21 protein-coding genes are annotated in these 23,935 nt (G+C 62.1%); 10 read left to right on the forward strand and 11 right to left on the reverse strand.

The genetic code is table 11. The features are described 5' to 3' along the window. Window positions 1–273: 273 nt before the first annotated feature. The 5 genes from BLO80_RS24515 to BLO80_RS24535 all read left to right on the forward strand — a co-directional run bounded on the left by BLO80_RS24515 (window position 274) and on the right by BLO80_RS24535 (window position 5,916). Window positions 274–1,005, forward strand: a complete 732-nt coding sequence (locus BLO80_RS24515) for a DsbC family protein (protein WP_092202309.1) — start codon at window positions 274–276, stop codon at window positions 1,003–1,005. 132 nt (window positions 1,006–1,137) lie between these two features. Continuing rightward, window positions 1,138–2,442, forward strand: a complete 1,305-nt coding sequence (locus BLO80_RS24520; protein ID WP_092331541.1) for a homoserine dehydrogenase — start codon at window positions 1,138–1,140, stop codon at window positions 2,440–2,442. A 104-nt stretch (window positions 2,443–2,546) separates the two neighbouring features. Next, window positions 2,547–3,956, forward strand: a complete 1,410-nt coding sequence (gene thrC, locus BLO80_RS24525) for a threonine synthase (protein WP_092331538.1) — start codon at window positions 2,547–2,549, stop codon at window positions 3,954–3,956. 120 nt (window positions 3,957–4,076) lie between these two features. Beyond that, entirely contained in the window at window positions 4,077–5,465 is a 1,389-nt protein-coding gene (locus BLO80_RS24530; RefSeq protein WP_092331535.1) for a transporter substrate-binding domain-containing protein, read from the forward strand. 163 nt (window positions 5,466–5,628) lie between these two features. Further along, window positions 5,629–5,916, forward strand: a complete 288-nt coding sequence (locus tag BLO80_RS24535) for a DUF3509 domain-containing protein (RefSeq protein ID WP_092331532.1) — start codon at window positions 5,629–5,631, stop codon at window positions 5,914–5,916. A 325-nt stretch (window positions 5,917–6,241) separates the two neighbouring features. Here BLO80_RS24535 and BLO80_RS24540 read toward each other — a convergent pair whose 3' ends face one another. Then, complete coding sequence (locus tag BLO80_RS24540; protein ID WP_092331530.1) at window positions 6,242–7,441, reverse strand: CaiB/BaiF CoA transferase family protein; 1,200 nt, start codon at window positions 7,439–7,441, stop codon at window positions 6,242–6,244. Window positions 7,442–7,589: 148 nt separating this feature from the next. On the opposite strand from BLO80_RS24540, the gene BLO80_RS24545 reads away from it, so the two are divergent. From BLO80_RS24545 to BLO80_RS24555, 3 genes are all read left to right on the forward strand, one after another. Further along, window positions 7,590–8,132: a YaeQ family protein gene (locus BLO80_RS24545; protein WP_003198109.1), complete on the forward strand. Its 543-nt coding sequence runs from the start codon at window positions 7,590–7,592 to the stop codon at window positions 8,130–8,132. 160 nt (window positions 8,133–8,292) lie between these two features. After that, complete coding sequence (gene recJ / locus BLO80_RS24550) at window positions 8,293–10,002, forward strand: single-stranded-DNA-specific exonuclease RecJ (RefSeq protein WP_092331527.1); 1,710 nt, start codon at window positions 8,293–8,295, stop codon at window positions 10,000–10,002. Between the two features lie 332 nt (window positions 10,003–10,334). Then, entirely contained in the window at window positions 10,335–11,441 is a 1,107-nt protein-coding gene (locus BLO80_RS24555) for an NADH:flavin oxidoreductase/NADH oxidase (RefSeq protein ID WP_092331525.1), read from the forward strand. 184 nt (window positions 11,442–11,625) lie between these two features. On the opposite strand, the gene BLO80_RS24560 is transcribed toward BLO80_RS24555, so the two are convergent. Then, complete coding sequence (locus BLO80_RS24560) at window positions 11,626–13,254, reverse strand: glucan biosynthesis protein D (protein WP_092331522.1); 1,629 nt, start codon at window positions 13,252–13,254, stop codon at window positions 11,626–11,628. Between the two features lie 361 nt (window positions 13,255–13,615). Between BLO80_RS24560 and BLO80_RS24565 the strand changes: the two genes are divergently transcribed. Continuing rightward, on the forward strand, window positions 13,616–13,801 hold the full coding sequence (locus BLO80_RS24565) for a hypothetical protein (RefSeq protein ID WP_003198116.1): 186 nt from the start codon (window positions 13,616–13,618) through the stop codon (window positions 13,799–13,801). Between the two features lie 44 nt (window positions 13,802–13,845). Here BLO80_RS24565 and BLO80_RS24570 read toward each other — a convergent pair whose 3' ends face one another. The 9 genes from BLO80_RS24570 to BLO80_RS24610 all read right to left on the reverse strand — a co-directional run bounded on the left by BLO80_RS24570 (window position 13,846) and on the right by BLO80_RS24610 (window position 22,939). After that, window positions 13,846–14,145: a type II toxin-antitoxin system RelE/ParE family toxin gene (locus BLO80_RS24570; RefSeq protein WP_092331520.1), complete on the reverse strand. Its 300-nt coding sequence runs from the start codon at window positions 14,143–14,145 to the stop codon at window positions 13,846–13,848. Continuing rightward, window positions 14,108–14,371: a CopG family ribbon-helix-helix protein gene (locus tag BLO80_RS24575; protein WP_060739045.1), complete on the reverse strand. Its 264-nt coding sequence runs from the start codon at window positions 14,369–14,371 to the stop codon at window positions 14,108–14,110. The genes BLO80_RS24570 and BLO80_RS24575 overlap by 38 nt, the downstream gene beginning before the upstream one ends. Window positions 14,372–14,517: 146 nt before the next feature. Then, the gene (locus BLO80_RS24580; RefSeq protein WP_092331517.1) at window positions 14,518–15,942 is read right to left on the reverse strand and encodes a gamma-aminobutyraldehyde dehydrogenase; all 1,425 of its coding nucleotides are present in this window, start codon (window positions 15,940–15,942) and stop codon (window positions 14,518–14,520) included. Window positions 15,943–16,100: 158 nt separating this feature from the next. Beyond that, window positions 16,101–16,919 (reverse strand): ABC transporter permease, encoded by an 819-nt coding sequence (locus BLO80_RS24585; protein WP_092202287.1) that lies wholly within the window; start codon window positions 16,917–16,919, stop codon window positions 16,101–16,103. Further along, the gene (locus BLO80_RS24590) at window positions 16,909–17,856 is read right to left on the reverse strand and encodes an ABC transporter permease (protein WP_072408186.1); all 948 of its coding nucleotides are present in this window, start codon (window positions 17,854–17,856) and stop codon (window positions 16,909–16,911) included. The genes BLO80_RS24585 and BLO80_RS24590 overlap by 11 nt, the downstream gene beginning before the upstream one ends. Before the next feature lies 1 nt (window position 17,857). Next, window positions 17,858–18,895: an ABC transporter ATP-binding protein gene (locus BLO80_RS24595; protein WP_092202285.1), complete on the reverse strand. Its 1,038-nt coding sequence runs from the start codon at window positions 18,893–18,895 to the stop codon at window positions 17,858–17,860. A gap of 226 nt (window positions 18,896–19,121) precedes the next feature. After that, window positions 19,122–20,273 carry a putative ABC transporter substrate-binding protein YdcS gene (gene ydcS, locus BLO80_RS24600; RefSeq protein WP_060739040.1) on the reverse strand — a complete coding sequence of 384 codons (1,152 nt, stop codon included), beginning with the start codon at window positions 20,271–20,273 and terminating at the stop codon, window positions 19,122–19,124. A 90-nt stretch (window positions 20,274–20,363) separates the two neighbouring features. Next, the gene (locus tag BLO80_RS24605; protein ID WP_092331515.1) at window positions 20,364–21,821 is read right to left on the reverse strand and encodes a gamma-aminobutyraldehyde dehydrogenase; all 1,458 of its coding nucleotides are present in this window, start codon (window positions 21,819–21,821) and stop codon (window positions 20,364–20,366) included. A 203-nt stretch (window positions 21,822–22,024) separates the two neighbouring features. Beyond that, on the reverse strand, window positions 22,025–22,939 hold the full coding sequence (locus tag BLO80_RS24610) for a LysR family transcriptional regulator (protein WP_092331512.1): 915 nt from the start codon (window positions 22,937–22,939) through the stop codon (window positions 22,025–22,027). Between the two features lie 184 nt (window positions 22,940–23,123). On the opposite strand from BLO80_RS24610, the gene BLO80_RS24615 reads away from it, so the two are divergent. Then, a complete protein-coding gene (locus BLO80_RS24615; RefSeq protein ID WP_060739037.1) occupies window positions 23,124–23,834 on the forward strand; it encodes a tellurite resistance TerB family protein in 711 nt (236 codons plus the stop codon). Window positions 23,835–23,935 lie beyond the last annotated feature (101 nt).

A 23,935-nucleotide genomic window follows, 5' to 3' on the forward strand; every position in this document is an offset into this window, starting at 1 on the left:
ACGCCATCGCGAGCAAGCTCGCTCCCACATTTTTGGAGCGGTGTCGGACCGCAATTGCGTGTCCACCACAAACCCTGTGGGAGCGAGCTCGCTCGCGATGACGGCGTGTCAGCCGACATCAATCCTGTGTGTGCTTACAAAACGTCGTGCGTCAGCGGCATTCGGCCACGCCAGCCTTATGTGGTAGGCTTTGCCGGTTTGCACAGTGGGCGGTTGGAACCCGAATCTGCGGGTCGGCGTTTCCCGTCTCATTTGTTCGCCTCAGGAGTCCCCATGCGTTTGATCCAGATGTTCACCGCCGCCGCCATTGCGTTGGCCAGCACCTTCGCCGTCGCCGATGACGCGGCCGACAAGGCTATCCGCAAAAGCCTGGAAAACCTCCAGCTCGAAGTGCCGATCGAAGCCATCTCGGCCAGCCCCATGGCCGGCCTGTATGAGGTCAAGCTCAAGGGCAGCCGCGTGCTGTACGCCAGCGCCGACGGTCAGTACATCGTCCAGGGCAACCTGTTCGAGCTCAAGGACGGCAAGCCGGTCAACCTCACCGAGATGACCGAGCGCCAGGGCATTTCCAAGTTGATCAACGGCATTCCGGTCGCTGAAACCGTGGTTTACCCGGCGATCGGCGAAACCAAGTCCCATATCACCGTGTTCACCGACACCACCTGCCCGTATTGCCACAAGCTGCATGCCGAAGTGCCGGAGCTGAACAAGCGCGGCATCGAAGTGCGCTATGTGGCGTTCCCGCGCCAGGGCCTGGGCTCGCCGGGCGATGAGCAGTTGCAGGCGGTCTGGTGCTCCAAGGACAAGAAAGCGGCCATGGACAAGATGGTCGACGGCAAGGAAATCAAGGCCGCCAAGTGCGAGAATCCGGTTTCCAAGCAGTTTGCGCTCGGACAGTCAATAGGCGTGAACGGTACGCCGGCGATTGTTTTGGCCGATGGTCAGGTAATTCCGGGCTACCAGCCGGCGCCACAAGTGGCCAAACTGGCCCTGGGCGCGAAATGAACATGGGCGGTCCGCTTTTGAAGATCACGGCTCGGCGAACACATTCGTCGGGCCGTTAAACACAGAGCCGCGTTGCTGCGCGGCTGTATTTCACGGCCGACCTTGCGTCGGCCGTTTCATGGGGAGTCAAGAGTGAATCCGGTCAAAGTAGGCATCTGTGGGTTAGGTACCGTCGGTGGCGGCACCTTCAACGTACTTCAGCGCAACGCCGAGGAAATTTCTCGTCGTGCCGGGCGTGGGATCGAAGTGGCACAAATTGCCATGCGCACGCCAAAGCCTCAGTTCCAGACGACCGGTATTGCGATTACCAACGATGTCTTCGAAGTGGCCACGAACCCTGAGATCGACATCGTCATAGAGCTGCTGGGTGGCTATACCGTTGCCCGCGAGCTGGTACTCAAGGCCATCGAGAATGGCAAGCATGTGGTCACCGCGAACAAGGCGCTTATCGCCGTTCACGGTAATGAGATTTTCGCCAAGGCCCGCGAGAAGGGCGTGATCGTGGCATTCGAAGCCGCCGTGGCCGGTGGTATCCCGGTGATCAAGGCGATCCGCGAAGGCCTGTCGGCCAACCGCATCAACTGGGTGGCGGGGATCATCAACGGCACCGGTAACTTCATCCTCACCGAGATGCGCGAGAAGGGTCGCACCTTCGAAGACGTGCTCGCCGAAGCCCAGGCCCTGGGCTACGCCGAGGCCGATCCGACGTTCGACGTGGAAGGCATCGACGCAGCGCACAAGCTGACGATCCTGGCGTCCATTGCGTTCGGCATTCCGTTGCAGTTCGACAAGGCCTACACCGAAGGCATCACCCAGCTGACCACCGCTGACGTGAACTACGCCGAAGCCTTGGGCTACCGCATCAAGCACCTGGGCGTGGCGCGCAGCACCGCCAGCGGCATCGAGCTGCGCGTGCACCCGACCCTGATCCCGGCCGACCGCCTGATCGCCAACGTCAACGGCGTGATGAACGCGGTGATGGTCAACGGCGATGCCTCTGGCTCGACGTTGTTCTACGGCGCGGGCGCGGGCATGGAACCGACGGCCTCTTCGGTCATTGCCGACCTGGTGGACGTGGTTCGCGCCATGACCTCGGACCCGGAAAACCGTGTGCCGCACCTGGCCTTCCAGCCGGATTCGCTGTCGGCGCACCCGATTCTTCCGATCGAGGCGTGCGAAAGCTCCTACTACCTGCGCATCCAGGCCAAGGATCATCCGGGCGTGCTGGCCCAAGTGGCGAGTATCCTCTCGGAACGCGGCATCAACATCGAGTCGATCATGCAGAAGGAAGTCGAGGAACACGACGGCCTGGTGCCAATGATCCTGCTGACCCACCGCGTGGTCGAGCAGAACATCAACGACGCGATTGCCGCGCTGGAAGCGCTCCAGGGTGTCGTTGGGCCGGTGGTCCGTATCCGCGTCGAACATTTGAATTAATTTAGCGGCAAGTTATAAGCTGCAAGCCGCAAGTAGAAGCCGAGCCGCTTTGACTTGACGCTTGCCGCTTGACCTTGAAGCTCAAACCGAAGGTTTGCCAAAAAATGCGCTATATCAGCACCCGCGGCCAGGCACCGGCCCTGAATTTCGAAGATGTCCTCCTGGCCGGCCTGGCCACGGATGGCGGTCTCTACGTGCCGGAAAACCTGCCGCGCTTCACCCAGGAAGAAATCGCTTCCTGGGCCGGCCTGCCGTACCACGAGCTGGCGTTCCGGGTCATGCGCCCGTTCGTCACCGGCAGCATTCCGGACGCCGATTTCAAAAAGATCCTGGAAGAGACCTATGGGGTCTTTTCCCACAATGCCATCGCACCGCTGCGCCAGCTCAACGGTAACGAATGGGTCATGGAGCTGTTCCACGGCCCGACCCTGGCGTTCAAGGACTTCGCTCTGCAACTGCTCGGTCGCCTGCTGGACTACGTGCTGCAAAAGCGTGGCGAGCGCGTGGTGATCGTCGGTGCCACCTCTGGCGACACCGGTTCGGCGGCCATCGAAGGCTGCAAGCATTGCGAAAACGTCGATATTTTCATCCTGCACCCGCACAACCGGGTCTCGGAAGTGCAGCGTCGCCAGATGACGACGATTTTCGGCGACAACATCCACAACATCGCCATCGAAGGCAACTTCGATGACTGCCAGGAAATGGTCAAGGCCAGCTTCGCCGACCAGAGCTTCCTCAAGGGCACGCGGCTGGTGGCGGTGAACTCGATCAACTGGGCGCGGATCATGGCCCAGATCGTCTATTACTTCCACGCGGCCCTGCAATTGGGCGGTCCGACCCGTTCCGTATCGTTCTCGGTGCCGACCGGCAACTTCGGCGATATCTTCGCCGGTTACCTGGCGCGCAACATGGGGCTGCCGATCAACCAATTGATCGTCGCCACCAACCGCAACGACATCCTGCATCGCTTCATGAGCGGCAACCAGTACGTCAAGGAAACCCTGCACGCCACGCTGTCGCCTTCGATGGACATCATGGTGTCGTCGAACTTCGAGCGCTTGCTGTTCGACCTGCACGGTCGCAACGGTGCGGCGATTGCCGGGCTGATGGACAGCTTCCGTCAGGGCGGCGGTTTCAGCGTGGAGCCTGAGCGCTGGACCGAAGCCCGCAAGTTGTTCGACTCCCTGGCCGTGGACGATGATCAGACCTGCGAAACCATCGCCGAGGTGTTCGCCCAGAGCGGCGAACTGCTCGACCCGCACACGGCCATCGGCGTCAGGGCGGCCCGTGAATGCCGTCGCAGCCTGGACCTCCCGATGGTGATCCTGGGCACGGCTCACCCGGTCAAGTTCCCGGAAGCGGTGGAGAAAGCCGGTGTAGGAAAAGCGCTCGAACTGCCTGCGCATCTTTCTGATTTGTTTGAGCGAGATGAGCGTTGCACCGTGTTGCCCAACGACTTGAAAGCCGTGCAGGCCTTTGTCAGCCAGCATGGCAATCGCGGCAAGCCACTCTGACCGGGTAAACCTGTCACATTTTGAAGCCCGTCTCCTGACGGGCTTTCTTGTTTCTGCATGCCAAACTGGCCGGGTTTTCGCCCTTGGAGGGATGGGCGAGTCATCTCGAAGGAAATGCAGATGTCGTTTTTTATCAAAGGCAAACCAGCCCTGGGCTGGGTAATGGGCCTGGCCCTGATGTACTGGACGCAGGGAGGCAACGCGGCGCAGTTGGCGGCTTTCGAAACACCCCCGCCCAACCCTGTCGAACGGCTGGTGCTGGACGCGCAGGAGTTGAAATGGATCAAGGAGAACCCCCGGGTCATCGTGGCCACGATGCAGTTTCCGTTGTACCTGTTCAAGAATGAACAGGGGCAGTGGAATGGACTGAACCACGACGTTCTCCAGCGCATCGCGCACATGACCGGCCTTGAGTTCGTGCATCGGGAATCGTTCTCCCCCGGCGAGTTGCTGACCATGCTGGAAAATGGCGAAGCCGACATGACGACCCTGCTGGCGATGAATGAAGAACGTCGGGACTTCCTGAGTTTCAGCCATGCATTCGGTGGTTCCGGTTGGGTCTTCGTCGGTCGTGACGGGGAGTCGTCCCTGCATTCGCTCGAGCAGCTCGAAGGGAAGGTCCTGGCACTGCCGGCACGCCATGCATTGGAAGCGGAAATCAGGCGCGATTACCCGGCGATCGAATTGCGCACGACCAAGACCTTTGGCGAGGCGCGGGCGCTGGTGGAGAGCCGGGAAGCCTATGCCACCATCGAAAATGAAACCGGGGTGCATCTCTATCCCGCCGGACAGTTGCAGGTCGGCAGCGGCCTCGAGGGCAAGTGGGAACCGGACTACCTGGCGGTGCGCCAGGACCTGACCGTGCTGTTGAGCATCTTGAATAAAGCGCTGGAAGCCTTCCCCGCCGAGGACATGCGTGCACTGCGTTCGAAATGGATGGCCGGTGCGACTCCCGTCCAGGCGCCATCGCTCTGGGAGCGGATCTCCCGCTGGGGCTACTGGTGTGTGACCGTGGTCGTGGTGTTTGGCCTCTTGTCCCTGCTGTGGAACCGCCGCCTGCAGATACAGATCGACCAACGCCTCAAGGCCGAAGCGGTCCTCAAGGACCAGTTGATGCTCCAGCGCGCCTTGATGGATGCCATTCCCGACCCGATTTTCATCTGTGATCTGGAAGGGCGCCTGATCATGTGCAACAAAAGCTATGAAGACCAGTTTGCGACCCGCTTCGAAAAACTGCGGGGCACGCGGCTTACCGACTCGGCGTCATTCCCGCCGGCCACCGCCGAGCTGCTGCATGGGGAAGTGATGGAGCAATTGCGCACCGGCCAGTCTCGATTCGTCGACCGGCAATTGATGTTCAGCGGCGGATTGCGGGAAATCTATCATTGGTCGGTGCCGTTCTATGGGGCTGATGGACAGCTGCGCGGCATTCTGGGCGGCTGGACCGATGTCGGGCGGCGGTGGCGCCGTTGCGACAGGGGCCTGGCTGAGCCGGCCGTCACCCCGTAACGGTTGTCGGAGAACGCTGTTGTTTGCCTGTCATATTGGACGCGCATGCTCGGTTGAACAGGTTGAAGGCATGCCGGTTCGGTGCGCTGACGAACTTTCTGCTGCGGCCCACGGTCATTTACTGTGCACATGCAGTTGTTTCGGACTATTGAAGGGTGAGCGAATGGAAAGTATCAGCCTATTGCTGAATGAAGCCTTGAGCCCGTATCAGGTCTCGCTGACTCCCTCCGGCGCCAAGGGCGAATGCCGGGTGACGCTGAAGAATACCAGCGGGGTCATCATGGTCGAGCGAGTGTTCAATCAGGCCCAATTGACCGACAAGCGTCAGTTGACGGACGTAGTCGATGGCCTGCATCGCGATGTGCTGATTGCCGAGGGGCGCCTGGAGCCCTGTGTGATTGCGGCGCTGCGCAATCTGGCGCGCGACAAGGTCATGATCGCGGCGAATTGACTGGGCTTTTGTGGGAACCTTCCTACGTCTTGACGAGTCAGACCCTTTACCAGCAAGAGCGAGCATTGTGCTCCGGTGCTTGTCGCTTGTTGTACGGACCTTGAATGGTCACGTTTAACCCCGAGTCGTCTCCCCACTTCTCGGGGTTTCTTTTTGCCCGGCGTTTATGTTTTTTGGTGTGTTCTGTCGGGCGCTGGAAGCTTTTGTGGGAGCGAGCTTGCTCGCGATAGCGGAGTGTCAGTCGATATCGATGCGGCTGATCTGACGCCATCGCGAGCAAGCTCGCTCCCACAGTTTGATCTCCAGTGGCTGCCCCTGCCTTGTCTCAAATGGCGCCGTCGCTGCGCAGTTTGGCGATCTGCTGTGGGTCGTAGCCCAGTTCACCGAGCACTTGCGCGTTGTGTTCACCCAGTGCCGGCCCGACCCATTCGCAGGCGCCCGGGGTGTCGGAGAGCTTTGGTACGATCCCCGGCATCTTGAACGCCTTGCCGTCCGGCAGCTTGGCCTGCAGGAACATTTCACGGGCGAGGAACTGCGGGTCGCTGAACATATCCTCGGCGCTGAAGATCCGACTGGCCGGCACCCCGGCCTGGTTCAGTTGGTCGATAACGCTATCGAGCGGCAACGCGTTGACCCAGCGATCGATGACCCCGTACAGCTCGTCACGCCGGCTGTCACGGCCATCATTGCTGGCCAGTTGCGGGTCATTGGCCAGGTCGTCACGGCCGATGATCTGCATGAAACGCTTGAAGATCGCATCGCCGTTGGCGCCGATTTGCACGTGCTTGCCATCGGCGCTGGTGTGGATGGACGAGGGGGTGATGCCGGGCATGATGTTGCCGGTGCGCTCGCGGATGAAGCCGAACACGTCGAACTCCGGCACCATGCTTTCCATCATGGCGAAAATCGCCTCGTACAAGGCCACGTCCACCACTTGCCCGGTGCCGCCGTTGATCTCCCGGTGACGCAGGGCCATCAATGCGCCAATCACGCCCCAGAGGGCGGCGATGGAGTCGCCGATGGAGATCCCGGTGCGCACCGGTGGGCGGTCTTCGAACCCGGTGATGTAGCGCAGGCCGCCCATGGATTCCCCCACTGCGCCAAACCCCGGCTGGTCTTTCATCGGCCCGGTCTGGCCGAAGCCCGAAAGCCGCACCATCACCAGTTTCGGGTTCAGGGCATGCAGCACATCCCAGCCCAGGCCGAGCTTTTCCAACACGCCGGGGCGAAAGTTTTCGATCAGGATGTCGGCTTCGCCGAGCAGTTTTTTCAGGATCGCCAGGCCTTCGGGGTGCTTGAGGTTCAAGGTCAGGGATTGCTTGTTGCGTGCCTGGACGAACCACCACAACGAGGTGCCTTCGTACAGCTTGCGCCACTTGCGCAGCGGATCACCGCCGTCGGGCGATTCGACCTTGATGACTTCGGCACCGAATTCGCCGCAGATGCGCGAGGCGAAGGGCCCGGCGATCAAGGTGCCCAGTTCGATGACTTTGACGCCGGCAAGGGGTTTGGCAGTAAGCGACATGAACGGATCCTGTAGGACAAAGGCAGAACGAATAGAGCGTTTTATCATAGGCCAGGGCCGGTCGCCGCAGGTCGATGGTCGGCAATTCGTGGATTGCCTGCGTCATCGGTTAGACTTGCCGCCTTTCCTCGTATCAAGAAGCCCGTTCATGGCCCAGCCGTCCACGACCTACAAGTTTGAACTGAACCTCACCGACCTCGACCGCAATGTGTACGAGAATGTGAAGCAGACCATCGCCCGCCACCCTTCGGAAACCGAAGAGCGCATGACCGTGCGCCTGCTGGCCTACGCGTTCTGGTACAACGAGCTGCTGGCGTTTGGTCGTGGTCTGTCAGACGTCGATGAGCCTGCGCTGTGGGAAAAAAGCCTGGATGACCGTGTGCTGCACTGGATCGAAGTCGGCCAGCCGGATGCCGATCGCCTGACCTGGTGCTCGCGCCGGACCGAGCGCACCAGCCTGCTGGCCTATGGCAGCCTGCGGGTCTGGGAAGGCAAGGTGATCCCGGCGGTCAAGAACCTGAAGAACGTCAACATCGCCGCCGTGCCCCAGGAAGTGCTCGAAACCCTGGCCCAGGACATGCCCCGGGTGATCAAGTGGGATGTGATGATCAGCGAGGGCACGATTTTCGTGACCGACGACCGTGGCCAGCATGAAGTCCAGCTGCAATGGTTGCTGGGTGAGCGCGGTTGAGCCATTGACCCGGTATTGCGTGACCCGTGGCGAGGGAGCTTGCTCCCGCTGGGCTGCGTAGCGGCCCCTGTTGGTGGGCGCTTCGCACCCAAGCGGGAGCAAGCTCCCTCGCCACAAAAATACAAAATCCCACCGTTTTAAAGAGAAATGTCGTCACCCCATGCGCATAGAACCCCGCCAACTGCCCGACACCCTGCCATTTCTCGGTGACCTGCCGCCCCTGTTGACGCGCCTGTACGCGGCACGCGGCGTGCAGTCCGAGGCTGAACTGGACAAGCGCCTGGCGTGCCTGATTCCCTTTCAGCAGCTCAAGGGGATCGACGCCGCGGTGGATCTGCTGGTGACGGCGTTGGAGCAGCGCCAGCGCATCCTGATCGTGGGTGACTTCGATGCCGATGGCGCCACCGCCAGCACCGTGGGGATGCTGGGGTTGCGCCTGCTCGGTGCAGCCCATGTCGATTACCTGGTGCCCAATCGCTTCGAATATGGCTACGGGTTGACCCCGGAAATCGTCGAAGTCGCCCTGGCCCGCGAACCGCAGTTGCTGATCACCGTGGATAACGGCATCTCCAGCGTGGAAGGCGTGGCGGCGGCGAAAGCGGCGGGGCTCCAGGTGCTGGTCACCGACCACCACTTGCCTGGCCTCGAATTGCCGGCGGCCGATGCCATCGTCAATCCGAACCAGCCGGGCTGCGAATTCCCGAGCAAGGCCCTGGCCGGTGTCGGGGTGATTTTTTACGTGCTGATGGCCCTGCGGGCGCGTCTGCGCAGCCTCGGGTGGTATGCCAGCACCCCCCAGCCGAACATCGGCGAATTGCTCGACCTGGTGGCCCTGGGCAGCGTGGCCGACGTGGTGCCCCTGGACGCGAATAACCGGATCCTGGTGCACCAGGGCCTGGAACGGATTCGCGCCGGACGCGCCCGGCCCGGCATCAAGGCGATCCTGGAAGTGGCCAAGCGCGACGCTTCACGGATTACCTCCACCGACCTCGGATTTATCCTCGGGCCGCGTCTGAATGCGGCAGGGCGCCTGGACGACATGAGCCTGGGCATCGAATGCCTGCTAACCGACGACCCGGCCCTGGCGCGGGAGATGGCGGCGCAACTGGACGGCATGAACCAGGACCGCAAGTCCATCGAGCAAGGCATGCAGCGTGAAGCCCTGGCTCAGCTCAAGGACCTGCCCGTGGAGTCGATGCCATTCGGTTTGTGCCTGTTCGATCCACAGTGGCACCAAGGGGTCATCGGCATTCTCGCCTCGCGGATGAAAGAGCGCTATTTCCGCCCGACCATTGCCTTTGCCGATGCCGGGGACGGTTTGCTCAAGGGCTCGGGGCGCTCGGTACCGGGCTTTCACATTCGCGATGCGCTGAGCGTGGTGGCGGCGCAGCATCCGACCCTGATCAGTAAGTACGGCGGTCACGCCATGGCGGCGGGGTTGACGTTGCCGGAAGCGAATTTTCCGTTGTTCGCCGAAGCGTTCGACGCGGAAGTGCGCCGGCAATTGCGCGAAGAAGACCTCACCGGCCGGCTGTTGTCGGATGGCACCCTGGCGGTGGAGGAGTTCCACCTCGAACTGGCCCGGGCGTTGCGCCATGCCGGTCCCTGGGGCCAGCATTTCCCGGAGCCGATGTTCCATGGCGTATTCCAGTTGGTCGAACAACGCGTGGTGGGCGAGCGGCACCTGAAGGTCATTCTCAAGAGCGAGTGCGGCTCGGTGAAGCTCGACGGCATTGCCTTCGGCATCGACCGCGAGATCTGGCCAAACCCTACCGTGCGCTGGGTGGAACTGGCCTACAAGCTCGACCTCAACGAGTTCCGTGGCCAGGAAACGGTGCAGTTGATGATTGCCCATATCGAACCGCGCTAGCCGATGGGCCTTCGTGGCGAGGGAGCTTGCTCCCGCTGGGCTGCGAAGCGGCCCCTTGAATTTCAGCCATCACATCGCAAGGGGACGCTGGCGCGTCCAGCGGGAGCAAGCTCCCTCGCCACAGGGGGACGCCATTGCGTCACACCGTCGGTTTTTAAGTTCTGAACCCTCCCGCCTCCCGGGTTGTCGACTAGGCTCTAAGCACTGCTTGATAGCCCTTGTGACGTCTTGTCGAATTTTTTGCCCGCGGGGGCGGGTGTTGCACCTTCTTGTCACTCGTCGACTTTTCAAACAGAACCCTGGAGCCTGCCCACTGATTCGAGAGGTGCCCCATGAGTCTGCTGCTGGAACCCTATACCCTTCGCCAATTGACCCTGCCCAATCGCATCGCGGTATCGCCGATGTGCCAGTATTCGAGCACCGATGGCCTGGCCAACGATTGGCACCTGGTGCACTTGGGCAGCCGCGCCGTGGGCGGTGCCGGCCTGGTGTTCACCGAAGCCACCGCCGTGACCGCCGACGGTCGTATCACCGCCCAGGATCTGGGGCTGTGGAACGATGAACAGATCGAACCCTTGCAACGCATCACCCGGTTCATCACCGCCCAAGGGGCCGTGCCGGGCATACAGCTGGCCCATGCCGGGCGCAAGGCCAGCACCTGGCGACCTTGGCTGGGCAAGCATGGCAGCGTCAAACCGGAGGATGGCGGTTGGGTGCCGGTCGGTCCGTCGCCGATTGCCTTCGACCCGCAACACACCCCGCCGGTGCAGTTGGACGAAGGGCAGATCGCCGGGGTGATCCAGGCCTTCGTGGATGCGGCCAAGCGCGCCCTCACGGCCGGCTTCAAGGTGGTCGAAGTCCACGCGGCCCATGGTTATCTGCTGCATCAGTTCCTGTCGCCCTTGAGCAATCAGCGGCGCGATCAATACGGCGGCTCGTTCGAGAACCGCATCCGCCTGGCGCTGCAAGTCACCGAAGCGATCCGGGCCGTATGGCCGCAAGAGCTGCCGGTGTTCGTTCGCGTCTCCGCCACCGATTGGGTCGAGGACGGTTGGAACCCGGATGAAACCGTGGAGCTGGCGCGGCGCTTCAGGGCGCTGGGAGTGGACCTGATCGATGTGTCATCGGGCGGCACGGCCGCCAATGCGGAAATCCCCACCGGCCCGGGTTACCAGACACGCTTCGCCGAACGGGTGCGCAAGGAATCGGAAATCGCCACCGGCACCGTCGGGATGATTACCGAGCCGGCCCAGGCCGAACATATCCTGCGCACCTGCCAGGCCGACATCATTTTCCTGGCCCGCGAATTGTTGCGCGATCCGTACTGGGCCCTGCATGCCGATGATGACTTGGGCGGCCGCAAGGCCACGTGGCCGGCGCAGTACCAGCGGGCCACGCATCGGGACCAGCCGATTCATGAGTCGGATTTGCGCGATTGAGTGCCCCGTAAAACAAAAAGCCCCGGTCGTGTTGGCCGGGGGTTTTTTTATCTGGCTGAAATGTTCGGTGCCTGTACTTGCCTCATCGCGAGCAAGCTCACTCCCACAGGGATTTCTGTAACCACAGATCCCGTGTGGGAGCGAGCTTGCTCGCGATGGGGCCAGCCCAGGCGCTGGATAGCGATCAGGGATACTTGCGCTTATCCGGTGCCGGCGGGAAGTACTGGTACAACCAGGTCTCGCTCAAGGTGCGGTCCTTGGTGCGAATGAACAGGCGCATCTGCACCGGGTCCACCCGGTCGTCGGTCGGGTACCAGTCGAAGGTAATGCGGTAGCCCTTGATCGCATCCAGCACCAACACATTGAAGTCCTTCACTTCGCCGTGGGAGCAGGTCACCACCGGTTCGATGCCGGTGCCCGGCGGCAGTTGATCGAGGCCGCCGCCGCTGAAGTCCACGGCGAAACGACGTGCCCAGACGGTCGGGTAATGCTCCCCCGGTGCCCAGCCTTCGATGAAACCGCCCATGCCTGAACGGGTGGCATCGACGTGGGCCAGGTCGGTGCTGACCGGCGGCAGCGCGCTCCAGTAGAGCTTGTAGCCATAGTTCAGCGAATCACCGGCGGCCACCGGTTTTTTCGGCGTCCAGAACGCGACGATGTTGTCCAGGGTCTCTCCGGTGGTAGGAATTTCCAGCAGGTCCACCGAGCCTTCGCCCCACGCTGTCGTCGGTTCGACCCACAGGCTTGGGCGCTTGCTGTACCAGTCCACGGTGTCCTGGTAACTGGCGAAGTCGTGGTCGGTCTGCACCAGGCCGAAACCTTTCGGATTCTTGTCGGCGTAGGCATTGAATTGCAGGGTGGCGGGGTTGTTCAACGGACGGCAGACCCACTCACCATTGCCGCGCCACATGGCCAGCCGGTCGGAGTCGTGGATTTGCGGGTGAATGGTGTCGCACATGCGCCGTTCGACGGTGCCGCAGCTGAACATGCTGGTCATGGGGGCGATACCCAGTTGCTCGATGGCGGTACGGGCATTGATGTGCGCATCGATTTCCATCACCACCCGGGTCGGCTGGCAATCGATGTCGAACCGATAGGCACCGGTGGCGCTGGGGGAGTCGAGCAGGGCGTAGACCACGAAACGGGTGCTGTTCTTGTCCGGGGTTTCGAACCAGAACTTGGTGAAGTCCGGGAATTCCTCGCGCTTCTTGGCGTAGGTGTCGATGGCCAGGCCGCGGGCCGACAGCCCGTACTGGCCGCTGGCATCCACGGCGCGGAAATAGCTGGCCCCCAGGAACGAAACGATGTCGTGCCGATCCAGCTCCGGCGCCTTGAAGACACGAAAGCCGGCGAAGCCCAGGTCACCCGTCAGTTGCGAGGTGTTGACCGTGGTTTTCTCATAGTTGAACAGTTCCGGACGGAAGTGCACCTCACGGGCCATACGCGTCTTCGGGTCGACGCTGTACATGCGTACCGGCTGCTTGAAGCCCATGCCGACATGGAAGAACTGTGCATCCAGTTGTCGCCCTTCCAGGTCATTCCATAACGAGTGATTGACGTCGTATTGGATGGCGTTGAACTGCAGCGGCGACATTTGCGCCAGGGTGGGTGGCAGGACTTGCTTGGTATCGACGTAGCGGCTCTCGGCCAGCCGCCGGGCCTGATCCTTCAAACCGTTGAAATCGAAGGGACGGGCTTCGCCGTCGGCAGTCTGATCCGCGGCCCAGGCGCGTGCGGCCATGAGCCCGGAGGCCGACAGCCCGGTGTAGGCGGCGAAGGCCATGGAGGCCTTGAGCAGATTCCTGCGGTGCATAAATACAACCTTTCTCGAAACAATCCCGCGCCGATCCTGGCGACAGAGATTGGTAAATGAGTTCGGACATGCCTTTGGCCAAACGCGACGAACGTTAGAACAGATGCCTGAGAGCTGGATCGGTTCACCGAGGCGCAAAATCATAGGGGAAATGCGGGTTTTGAGAGAAAGGAAAGCGTGGCTTGGTCAAATTTTCTTACAGTTATTTCTTTTTTTATAAGGATTGCGGCATTTTTTGACTAATTACTCTAAAACTCCCTTCTCACGCATTGAATCCTCCCTATTCTTTAGCGTGATAGACGATCTAACCCGGGTTCAGACGGCGCTATCAGGTCAACCTCGACGTAAAGAAGGACAACTCATGACGAAAATACAGGGCATTACCGAAATGCTGGGGATCTTTCCAGGCCTGACCAACCCGCGCAGGACACGCCGGCTCAGCCTTGAAGAATTGAGACTGGTGGAACGCTATCGGGAGTTGTCGGAAAACGACCGTATCGCCATGCGTTACCTGGTGGATGCGATGAGGAGTGTTTCGCGGTTTTGAAGCGTGGCGCAGGTGAGCGGTCGGGGCAGGCGCGCCGGCCGACATCACTCCACCGACCAGCCCTGGGGACGTTCGGTGCGCTGGTGCAGTATCCGCAGGACTTGCAGTTGTCCCTGCTGGAGCCGGTAGGGGGCAACGAACGGGTAACGTGTCAGCACCAGCTCTCGAACATCTGGCACAACCGAAGGACGGCCGGAGCCGGGAAAGCGTTGCAGCTGGCGCAGTGTCTCCAAGATGGCGAGGATGACCTCATCGGCGCCTTCTGCGCCGATAGCGCTTTGGTAATGTTCGTGGATCGAGTCGAGGTCACTCTGTGCTTTGTCGGTCAGTACGATGCTTGGCACGCTTTGCCCACTTAGCCTTCACGGCGTCCAGATCGGTCAGATTTCCAGCGTCGGCATCGGCCATGCCTTCGCTGATGGCTTGCAGATGCCAGGATTCGGCTTCCACATATCGGACCAGTGCACGCTTGAGGTGATATTGGCGGTCGCGGTCGGTGGCGGCAGCCAGCAAGTCCAGCTGTTGGGCCAGACCTTCTTCCACACGAAAGGACAAAACGGGCGAGGCCATGGCTGATCTCCAAGGTGTATACATTGTAGACACCCTAGGTGCTGCCAGGATTTCCGTCAACCGGCGGGCGTGCACCGATCGACGAAAACCTTAGCAGGACGAACGCCGGGCAGGCGCGAGCATGTGTTGCCAACGTTGTCTTGTCGTCAATGCTTGAACATCACATGCCGCACCACCGTGTAGTCCTCCAGCCCATACATGGACATGTCCTTGCCATAGCCGGAACGTTTCTGACCGCCATGGGGCATTTCACTGACGAGCATGAAGTGGGTGTTGACCCAGGTGCAGCCGTATTGCAGGCGTGCCGACAGGCGATGGGCGCGGCCGATGTCGGCGGTCCAGACCGATGAAGCCAGGCCGTAGTCCGAGTCGTTGGCCCAGGCCAGCACTTGCGCTTCGTCGACGAACGGGGTGACGGACACCACCGGCCCGAAGACTTCCCGGCGGACAATTTCGTCATCCTGCTGGGCGTCGGCCAGCACCGTCGGTTCGAAGAAGAACCCGTTGCCGTCCACGGCCTTGCCACCGGTGACCAGGCGGATATGCGGCTGGGCGATGGCCCGTTCGACGAAAGCGGCCACGCGGTCGCGGTGCTGGGCGGTGATCAACGGGCCCATCTCGGTGTCGGATGCGGTTTGCAGGCCGTACTTGATGCTGCCCACCGCGGCGCCGAGTTTCTCGACGAACTGCTCGTAGATGCCTTGCTGGGCATAGATGCGGCAGGCGGCGGTGCAGTCCTGGCCGGCGTTGTAGAAACCGAAGGTGCGGATGCCTTCCACGGCCGCGTCGATGTCGGCATCGTCGAAGATGATCACCGGGGCTTTGCCGCCCAGTTCCATGTGCATGCGCTTGACGCTGTCGGAGGTGCTGGAAATGATGTTCGAACCGGTGGCGATGGAGCCGGTCAGCGACACCATGCGCACTTTCGGGTGGGTGACCAGCGGGTTGCCGACGGTCTGCCCACGGCCGAAGATCACGTTGAGCACGCCGGCCGGGAAAATCTCCGACGCCAGTTCCGCCAGGCGCAGCGCCGTCAGCGGGGTTTGCTCCGACGGCTTGAGCACCACGGTATTACCGGCGGCCAGGGCCGGGGCGATTTTCCAGGCGACCATCATCAGCGGGTAGTTCCACGGCGCGATGGAGGCGATGACGCCCACCGGGTCGCGACGGATCATCGAAGTGTGCCCCGGCAGGTACTCGCCGCCCGCCGAACCGCTCATGCAGCGGCTGGCACCGGCAAAGAAGCGGAACACGTCGGCAATCGCCGGGATCTCGTCGTTCAGCGCGGCGCCAAAGGGTTTGCCGCAGTTGTCCGACTCCAGCTTCGCCAGTTCTTCGCCGTGGGCTTCGATGGCGTCGGCCAGTTTGAGCAGCAACAGGGACCGGTCCTTGGGCGCAACCTGCGACCAGCTGTCGAAGGCGCTGTCGGCCGCACGGACGGCGGCATCGACCTGGGCTTCGCTGGCCTCGTTGATTTCCACCAGCACTCGCCCCAACGAGGGGTTAAACACGGCCTGGCCGGGGCCTTCGCCGTCTACCAGATGGCCGTTGATCAGCAGTTTGGTTTGCATGTCCAAGTCCTTTCTTGAATGTTTCCCAAGTCCCCTATGGGAGCGAGCTTGCTCGCGATAGCGGTGGTCATTGACCCTTTGCAGCGACTGACACGACGCCTTCGCGAGCAAGCTCGCTCCCACAGGATTGCGGTTCCCCAGTGAGCGATCACTGTTGATTATTTCCCGCCGCTACCGGCCACGCTCTCACCTCCACGGGTCAGGTAATACGCGCCCAATATCGGCAACATCGTGACCATCATCACCAGCATCGCCACCACATTGGTCACCGGCACGTCGCGCGGGCGGCTGAGCTGGTTGAGCAGCCACAGCGGCAGGGTGCGTTCGTGGCCCGCGGTGAAGGTGGTGACGATGATTTCGTCGAACGACAGCGCGAAGGCCAGCATCCCACCGGCCAGCAGTGCCGACCCCAGGTTGGGCAGGATGATGTAGCGGAAGGTCTGCCAGCCGTCGGCGCCCAGGTCCATCGAGGCCTCGATCAGGCTGTGGGAGGTGCGGCGCAGGCGGGCGATCACGTTGTTGTAGACGATCACCACGCAGAAGGTGGCGTGGCCGACGACGATGGTGAACATCCCCGGTTCGATGCCCAGGGTCTTGAAGGTCGCCAGCAAGGCAATGCCGGTGATGATCCCCGGCAAGGCAATCGGCAGGATCAGCATCAGCGAAATGCCCTGTTTGCCGAAGAACTCGCGGCGGTACAGCGCCGCCGAAGCCAGGGTGCCGAGTACCATGGCGATCAGCGTGGCGATGGCCGCGACCTGCAACGACAGCTTGATCGCCTCCAGCACATCCGGGCGCGAGAAGGCGACGCTGAACCACTTCAGGGTCAGGCCCTTGGGTGGGAAACTGAAGGCCGCGTCCTCGGTGTTGAAGGCGTAGAGGAAGATGATCAGGATCGGGAAATGCAGGAACACCAGCCCGCCCCACGCCGCGATCCGCAAGCCCCACGAGGCTCGGTCTTGAGAGTCAGAGCGCATCGAAAGCTCCCAGTCGCTTGACGATGGATAGATAGACCGCGATCAGCACGATAGGCACCAGCGTGAACGCCGCGGCCATGGGCATGTTGCCGATGGCGCCTTGCTGGGCGTAGACCATGCTGCCGACGAAGTAACCTGGCGGGCCCACCAACTGGGGCACGATGAAATCCCCCAGGGTCAGCGAGAAGGTGAAGATCGAGCCGGCGGCAATGCCCGGGATCGACAGCGGCAGGATCACCTGCGTGAACGTCTGGCGTGGCCTGGCGCCCAGGTCCGCCGAGGCTTGCAGCAGCGAGGGCGGCAGGCGCTCCAGGGACGCCTGGATCGGCAGGATCATGAACGGCAGCCAGATGTAGACGAACACCAGGAAACGCCCCAGGTGCGAGGTGGACAAGGTGCTGCCACCCACGCCCGGGATCCCCAGCACGAATTGCAACACCGGCCCCAGGCCCAGGTGCTGGACGAACCACTGCGCCACGCCGCCCTTGGCCAGCAGCAGCGTCCAGGCGTAGGCCTTGACGATATAGCTGGCCCACATTGGCAGCATCACCGCGATATAGAAAAACGCCTTGGTCTTGCCGCGGGTGTAGCGCGCCATGTAGTAGGCGATGGGGAACGCGACGATGGCGCTGGCGATGGACACGGCAATCGCCATGCTCAGGGTGCGCAAAATGATGTCGAAGTTCGAGGGCTGGAACAGCGCCGCGAAGTTCGCCAGGGTCAGGTCCGGCGTGACCGCCATGGTGAAGTCATCGAAGGTGTAGAAACCTTGCCACAGCAACGTCAGCAGCGAGCCGAGGTAGATCGCGCCAAACCAGAGCAGCGGCGGCACCAGCAACATCGACAGGTACAGGTTGGGGCGTCGGTACAGCAGATTGGCAAAGCGCCGCAGCGGCGAACCGGGCGCAGGCGCTTGGGTGATGGCCAGGGTATTCATCTCACACCTCGCCACTGACGGTGTCGTGCAGCGCCACCATCGCCTCACGGGCCCAGCGAACGCTGAGGTGCTGGCCGGTCTGGTGCTGGGCCGCGTTGTCGAGCCACTGGGTGTTGGCCTGGCTGAGGTTCAGGGTCTGGCCGTTGGCAAGTTTCAATTCGTAGCGTGTGGCGCTGCCCTGGTACTGGATGTCGTGCAGCAGGCCGTGGACCTCGATTTCATCGCTGGCCAACGGGCCCTCGGCAAAACGCACGTGTTCCGGGCGGATCGAGAATGGCTGTGGATAACCGCTCAGTTCCCGGGCCAGCTCGCCACGAATCACGTTGGAGGTGCCGACGAATTCGGCGACGAAGGTGGTCGCCGGTTTCATGTACAGGTTGCGTGGGGTATCGACCTGTTCGATGCGCCCCTTGTTGAACACCGCCACGCGGTCGGACATCGACAGCGCTTCGGTCTGGTCGTGGGTGACGAAAATGAAGGTGATGCCCAGCTGGCGTTGCAGCTTCTTCAATTCGCCCTGCATCTGTTCACGCAGCTTCAGGTCCAGGGCGCCCAAGGGTTCATCGAGCAACAACACCCGCGGACGGTTGACCAGCGCCCGGGCCAGGGCCACGCGTTGACGCTGGCCGCCGGAGAGCTGCACCGGCTTGCGTTCGCCATAGCCACCCAAGGCGACCATTTCCAAAGCTTCGTTGGCGCGCTGGATGCGCTCGGCCTTGGCGACGCCTTTGACTTTCAATCCGTAGGCCACGTTGTCGCGCACATTCATGTGGGGGAAGAGGGCGTAATCCTGGAAAACGGTGTTGACGTCCCGCTGGTACGGCGCGAGCCCGGTGGCTTCTTCGCCGTGGATACGAATCGAGCCGGCACTGGGTTGCTCGAACCCGGCGATCAGCCGCAGGCAAGTGGTCTTGCCTGAGCCGGACGGGCCCAGCATGGAAAAGAACTCGCCGTCCTGGATATCAATGGAGACCCGGTCAACGGCTTTCACATCGCCGAACTGACGGGATACCTGGGTGAACTGGACTGCAAGCGTCATGGTGCGGGGCTCCAAAAAGCGGGGCGGGTATGAAATATCAACCTTGGAACGCGGTCCCGTGGCGAGGGAGCTTGCTCCCGCTGGGTGGCGCAGCCACCCCAAGACCAGCCGATGCGGTGGGTCAGGTAACATCGCGTCGATCTGTTTGGGCGTGCTTCGCACGCCAGCGGGAGCAAGCTCCCTCGCCACAGGGTTAACCATGTTCCCCCAAACAGGTTAATGCGATTTAGCGCCCACCCATGATCGCAATGTAGTCCTGGGTCCAGCGGCTGTACGGCACGAACTTGCCGCCCTCGGCCTGTGGGGTTTTCCAGAAGGCGATCTTGTCGAACTGATCGAAGCCGTTGGTCTTGCAACCTTCGGCGCCCAGCAGTTCGCTGCCCTTGCACGCTGCCGGCACCGCAGGCAAGGAGCCGAACCAAGCGGCCACGTCACCCTGGACTTTCGGTTGCAGCGACCAGTCCATCCACTTGTACGCGCAGTTGGGATGCTTGGCCTCGGCGTGGAGCATCGTCGTATCGGCCCAGCCGGTGGCGCCTTCTTTCGGAATGGTCGAGGCGATCGGTTGCTTCTCGTTCATCAGGCCATTGACCTGATACGGCCAGGCACCGGACGCCACCACGCCTTCGTTCTTGAAGTCGCTCATCTGCACGGTGGTGTCGTGCCAGTAGCGATGGATCAACGGCTGCTGGGCCCTCAGCAATTCCAGCACGGCCTTGTATTGCGCTTCGTCGAGTTGGTACGGGTCCTTGATGCCCAGCTCAGGCTTGGCGGTCTTGAGGTACAGCGCCGCGTCGGCGATGTAGATCGGGCCATCGTAGGCCTGCACGCGCCCCTTGTTCGGCTTGCCGTCGGGCAGGTCCTGGGCGTTGAACAGCACGCTCCAACTGGTGGGCGCCTGCTTGAACACGTCGGTGTTGTACATCAGCACATTCGGGCCCCATTGATACGGGGTGCCGTAGGTCTGCTGGTTGACCACGTACCACGGCGCATCCTTCAGGCGCGGGTCAAGATTCTTCCAGTTGGCGATCAGCGCGGTGTTGATCGGCTGCACGCGCTTGCCGGCAATCAACCGCAACGAGGCGTCGCCGGAGGCGGTGACCAGGTCATAGCCGCCCTTGGTCATCAGGCTGACCATTTCGTCGGACGTGGCGGCGGTTTTCACATTGACCTTGCAGCCGGTTTCCTTCTCGAAACCGCTGACCCAGTCGTAGGCCTTGTCGCTTTCGCCGCGTTCGATGTAACCCGGCCAGGCAACGATATCCAGTTGGCCTTCGCCGGCACCGACGGCCTTGAGCGGTTCGGCGGCCTGGAGGCTGACGCTGGTCAGCAGCGCCGTGGTGAGTGCACTGAGCAATACGGTCTTGTGCGCGTACATGGAAATCCCTCTTGCTTTAATTATGGTCGGGGCAGTTTTCGAACCGGGTGAAACGCCATGGCTGGCCTGTTATTAGAGTAGTGCTATTGGCTACAGATGCTGGCCGTGGCGGGCCATGATGTGGCGCACCACGCTGTAGTCCTGGAGCGAATCGCTGGACAGGTCCTTCCCGTAACCCGAACGTTTCAGGCCGCCGTGGGGCATTTCGCTGACCAGCATGAAATGGCTGTTGATCCAGGTGCAGCCGTATTGAAGCCGCGCCGCCACCTGCATGGCCTTGTCCAGGTTCTGCGTCCACACCGAGGAGGCCAGGCCGTATTCGGAGTCGTTGGCCCAGTCCACCGCCTGGCTGAGTTCGTCGAAACGGGTCACGGTGACGACCGGGCCGAACACCTCGCGCTGGACGATTTCATCGCTTTGCTTGCAGCCGGCCAGCAGCGTGGGTTGGTAATAGAAACCGGCGCCGGAATGCACCGCCGCGCCAGTGATGCGTTCGATGTGCGGCTGGCCGAGGGCGCGCTCGACAAAACTGGCCACGCGGTCGCGCTGGCGGGTGCTGATCAGCGGGCCGATCTCATTGTCGGCGTCGCGCTTGCCGGCAAAGCGCAGGCTGCTGACCGCCGCGCCGAGCTCGGCCACCAGGCGGTCGTGAATCCCGTCCTGGGCGTAGATCCGGCAGGCTGCGGTGCAATCCTGCCCGGCGTTGTAATAGCCGTAGGTGCGCACGCCTTCGACCACGGCCTGGATGTCGGCGTCGTCGCACACGATCACCGGCGCCTTGCCGCCCAGTTCCAGGTGCGTGCGCTTGAGGGTTTTCGCCGCCGCCTGGAGGATCTTCTGCCCGGTGACGATATCGCCGGTCAGCGAGACCATGCGCACTTTCGGATGGCTGACCAGATGGCTGCCCACACCTTCGCCGCCTCCGCAAATGATATTGATGACGCCTCGCGGCAGGATCCTGGCCAGTGCCGGGGCCAGGGCCAGGATCGACAGCGGCGTGTGCTCCGAGGGCTTGAACACCAGCGTATTGCCGGCGGCCAGTGCCGGGGCGATTTTCCAGGCGGCCATCATGATCGGGTAATTCCACGGCGCAATGGACGCCACCACGCCGATCGGGTCGCGGCGCACCATGCTGGTGTAGCCGGGCAGGTATTCGCCACTGAGCTGGCCGGTCTGGCAGCGCACGGCACCGGCGAAGAAACGAAAGACATCCACTGTGGCGCTCAGGTCATCCTGGCGCGCCAGGTGCAGCGGCTTGCCGCAGTTCAGGGATTCGAGGCGGGCCAGCTCATCGGCGTTCTTTTCGATGGCGCTGGCGATGTCCAGCAACAGGTTCGAGCGTTGTTGCGGCGTGGTGCGCGACCAGCCGTCGAAGGCGCGATGGGCGGCGAGGATCGCGGCTTCCACCTGTTCGGTGCTGGCCTCGGCGATGTGGGCCATCACCTCACCGGTGGCCGGGTTGAGGATCGGCTCGACAAGGCCTTCACCGGCAACGAACTCTCCGTCGATCAGCAACGCGGTGCACAACGGGGTTTGCGTGCCAGCCATGTCCGGTTTCTCTTTTTATCGGTTGAAACACAGAACCTGTGGGAGCGAGCTTGCTCGCGATGGCGGTCTATCCGTCGACAATTGCTTTAATGACACTCCGCTATCGCGAGCAAGCTCGCTCCCACAAGGGATCGTGGTGATGCAGCAAGACTAGTGCTCAGCCTCTAGGCCGACAAATTCGAAATACTCAAGGCTGCATTCGATTAAATAGATGGCTTGCGCCCGCCATGAGGTTGTTCCCGGGCGACGGCCAGGAACGGGTCGACCGATGCCGGTCGCGCTGTGCCCCGGCGCCAGGCCAGGCCTACGTCGAGGGTCTGGTTGAGGTCGGCGATCGGCCGGGCTTCGATGATGTCGCCTTCCAGCGACCAGGGCCGGTAAGTCATGTCCGGCTGGATCGACACGCCCAATCCCGCCGCCACCAGGCTGCGCACCGCTTCGGTCGAAGCGGTGCGCAGGGTGACCCTCGGTTGCAGGCTGGCGCCGCGCCACAGGCGTTGGGCGTTGCGGTCCATTTCATCGACATTCAGCTGGATCAGCGGTTCGCGGGCCACGTCGGCCAGGTTGATGCTGTCGTGTTCCAGCAGCGGGTGCTGCGCCGGCAACCACAAGCGGTGTGGCGAATGGGTCAGGACTTCGGTCTGCAAGGCATGACGGTCTTCCAGGTTGGACAGGATCAGTACCCCAACGTCGATTTCGCCGCTGACCAGCAAATGCTCGATGTACGGCCGTTCGTCCTCCATCACGCGGATCTCCACGTTGGGGTAGGCACGCTGGAAACGGGTCAGCAGGTCCGCCAGGTAATAGCCGGCGACCAGGCTGGTGACGCCAATGGTGACCTGGCCGGCCACCTGATCGGTGCTTTGTTGCAGGCTGCGCTTGGCGTTGTCGACAGTGGCCAGGATCAAATGGGCCTGGCGCAGGAATTGATGGCCCTGGTGGGTCAGGGTCATGCCCTTGGCGTGGCGGCTGAACAGGCTGACGCCGATGTCCTGCTCCAGTTGCTGGATCGCCAAGGTCAGGGTGGACTGGGAAATGAAGGCGGTTTGCGCAGCGGCGGAGATAGAGCCGGTCTCGGCCACGGCGATGAAGTGGCGGATCTGGCGCAGGGTCATCATGGGCGTGTACCCGGTGGGTGATTTTTATCGATGTACTGAAGTGTATATCGTTTTTTCAGAAGGGTAGGGGAGTGTGTCTTCGAATGAGCCAGGCAACATCTGGAAGCAATCTCGCCCGCGGCGTCAGGGCACTTTCGATCTAGGCTGGGGGCCTTACGTTGACCCGACAATGTGGAGGCAACAAATGAACACCCGTGGATTGCTCGATCAGCTTCTCAAGTCCGGCCAGGAAATGTTGCAAAACAAGGCTGGCGGCTCACAGGGCAAGTCGTCCGGCGGCCTGGGCGGGTTGCTCGGCGGCTCCGGCAACCTGGGCGGGATGCTTTCCGGCGCGGGCGGCGGGGCCCTGGCGGCCGGGGCCATGGGCCTGTTGCTGGGCAACAAGAAAGCTCGCAGCTTCGGCGGCAAGGCCCTGGCCTACGGTGGCCTGGCTGCCCTGGGCGTGATCGCCTACAAAGCCTATGGCAACTGGCAGGCCCAACAGGGCACCGCGCCGAAAACCGAACCGCAGACCCTCGACCGCGTGCCCCCGGCGCAGGTTGAACAGCATAGCCAGGCGATCCTCAAGGCCCTGGTGGCGGCGGCCAAGGCCGACGGTCATGTGGACGAGCGGGAGCGGCAGTTGATCGAAGGTGAATTCACCAAGCTCGACAACGACCAGGAGTTGCAACACTGGCTGCACGCCGAACTCAACAAACCCCTGGACCCCACCGACGTCGCCCGCGCCGCCAGCACCCCGGAAATAGCCGCGGAAATGTACATCGCCAGTGTGATGCTGGTGGACGAGGAAAACTTCATGGAGAAGTCCTACCTCGACGAACTGGCGCGTCAACTCAAGCTGGAGCCGGGGTTGAAGGTGGAACTGGAAAAACAGGTGCGCCAGGCGACCGCCTAGAACAGCCCCAACGCGATTCCCTGTGGGAGCGAGCCTGCTCGCGATGGCACCCGGTCAGTCATAGCGTTTTTGACTGGTACACCGCTATCGCGAGCAAGCTC

The organism is Pseudomonas sp. NFACC56-3, from assembly GCF_900100025.1.
Lineage (GTDB): Bacteria > Pseudomonadota > Gammaproteobacteria > Pseudomonadales > Pseudomonadaceae > Aquipseudomonas > Aquipseudomonas fluorescens_AA.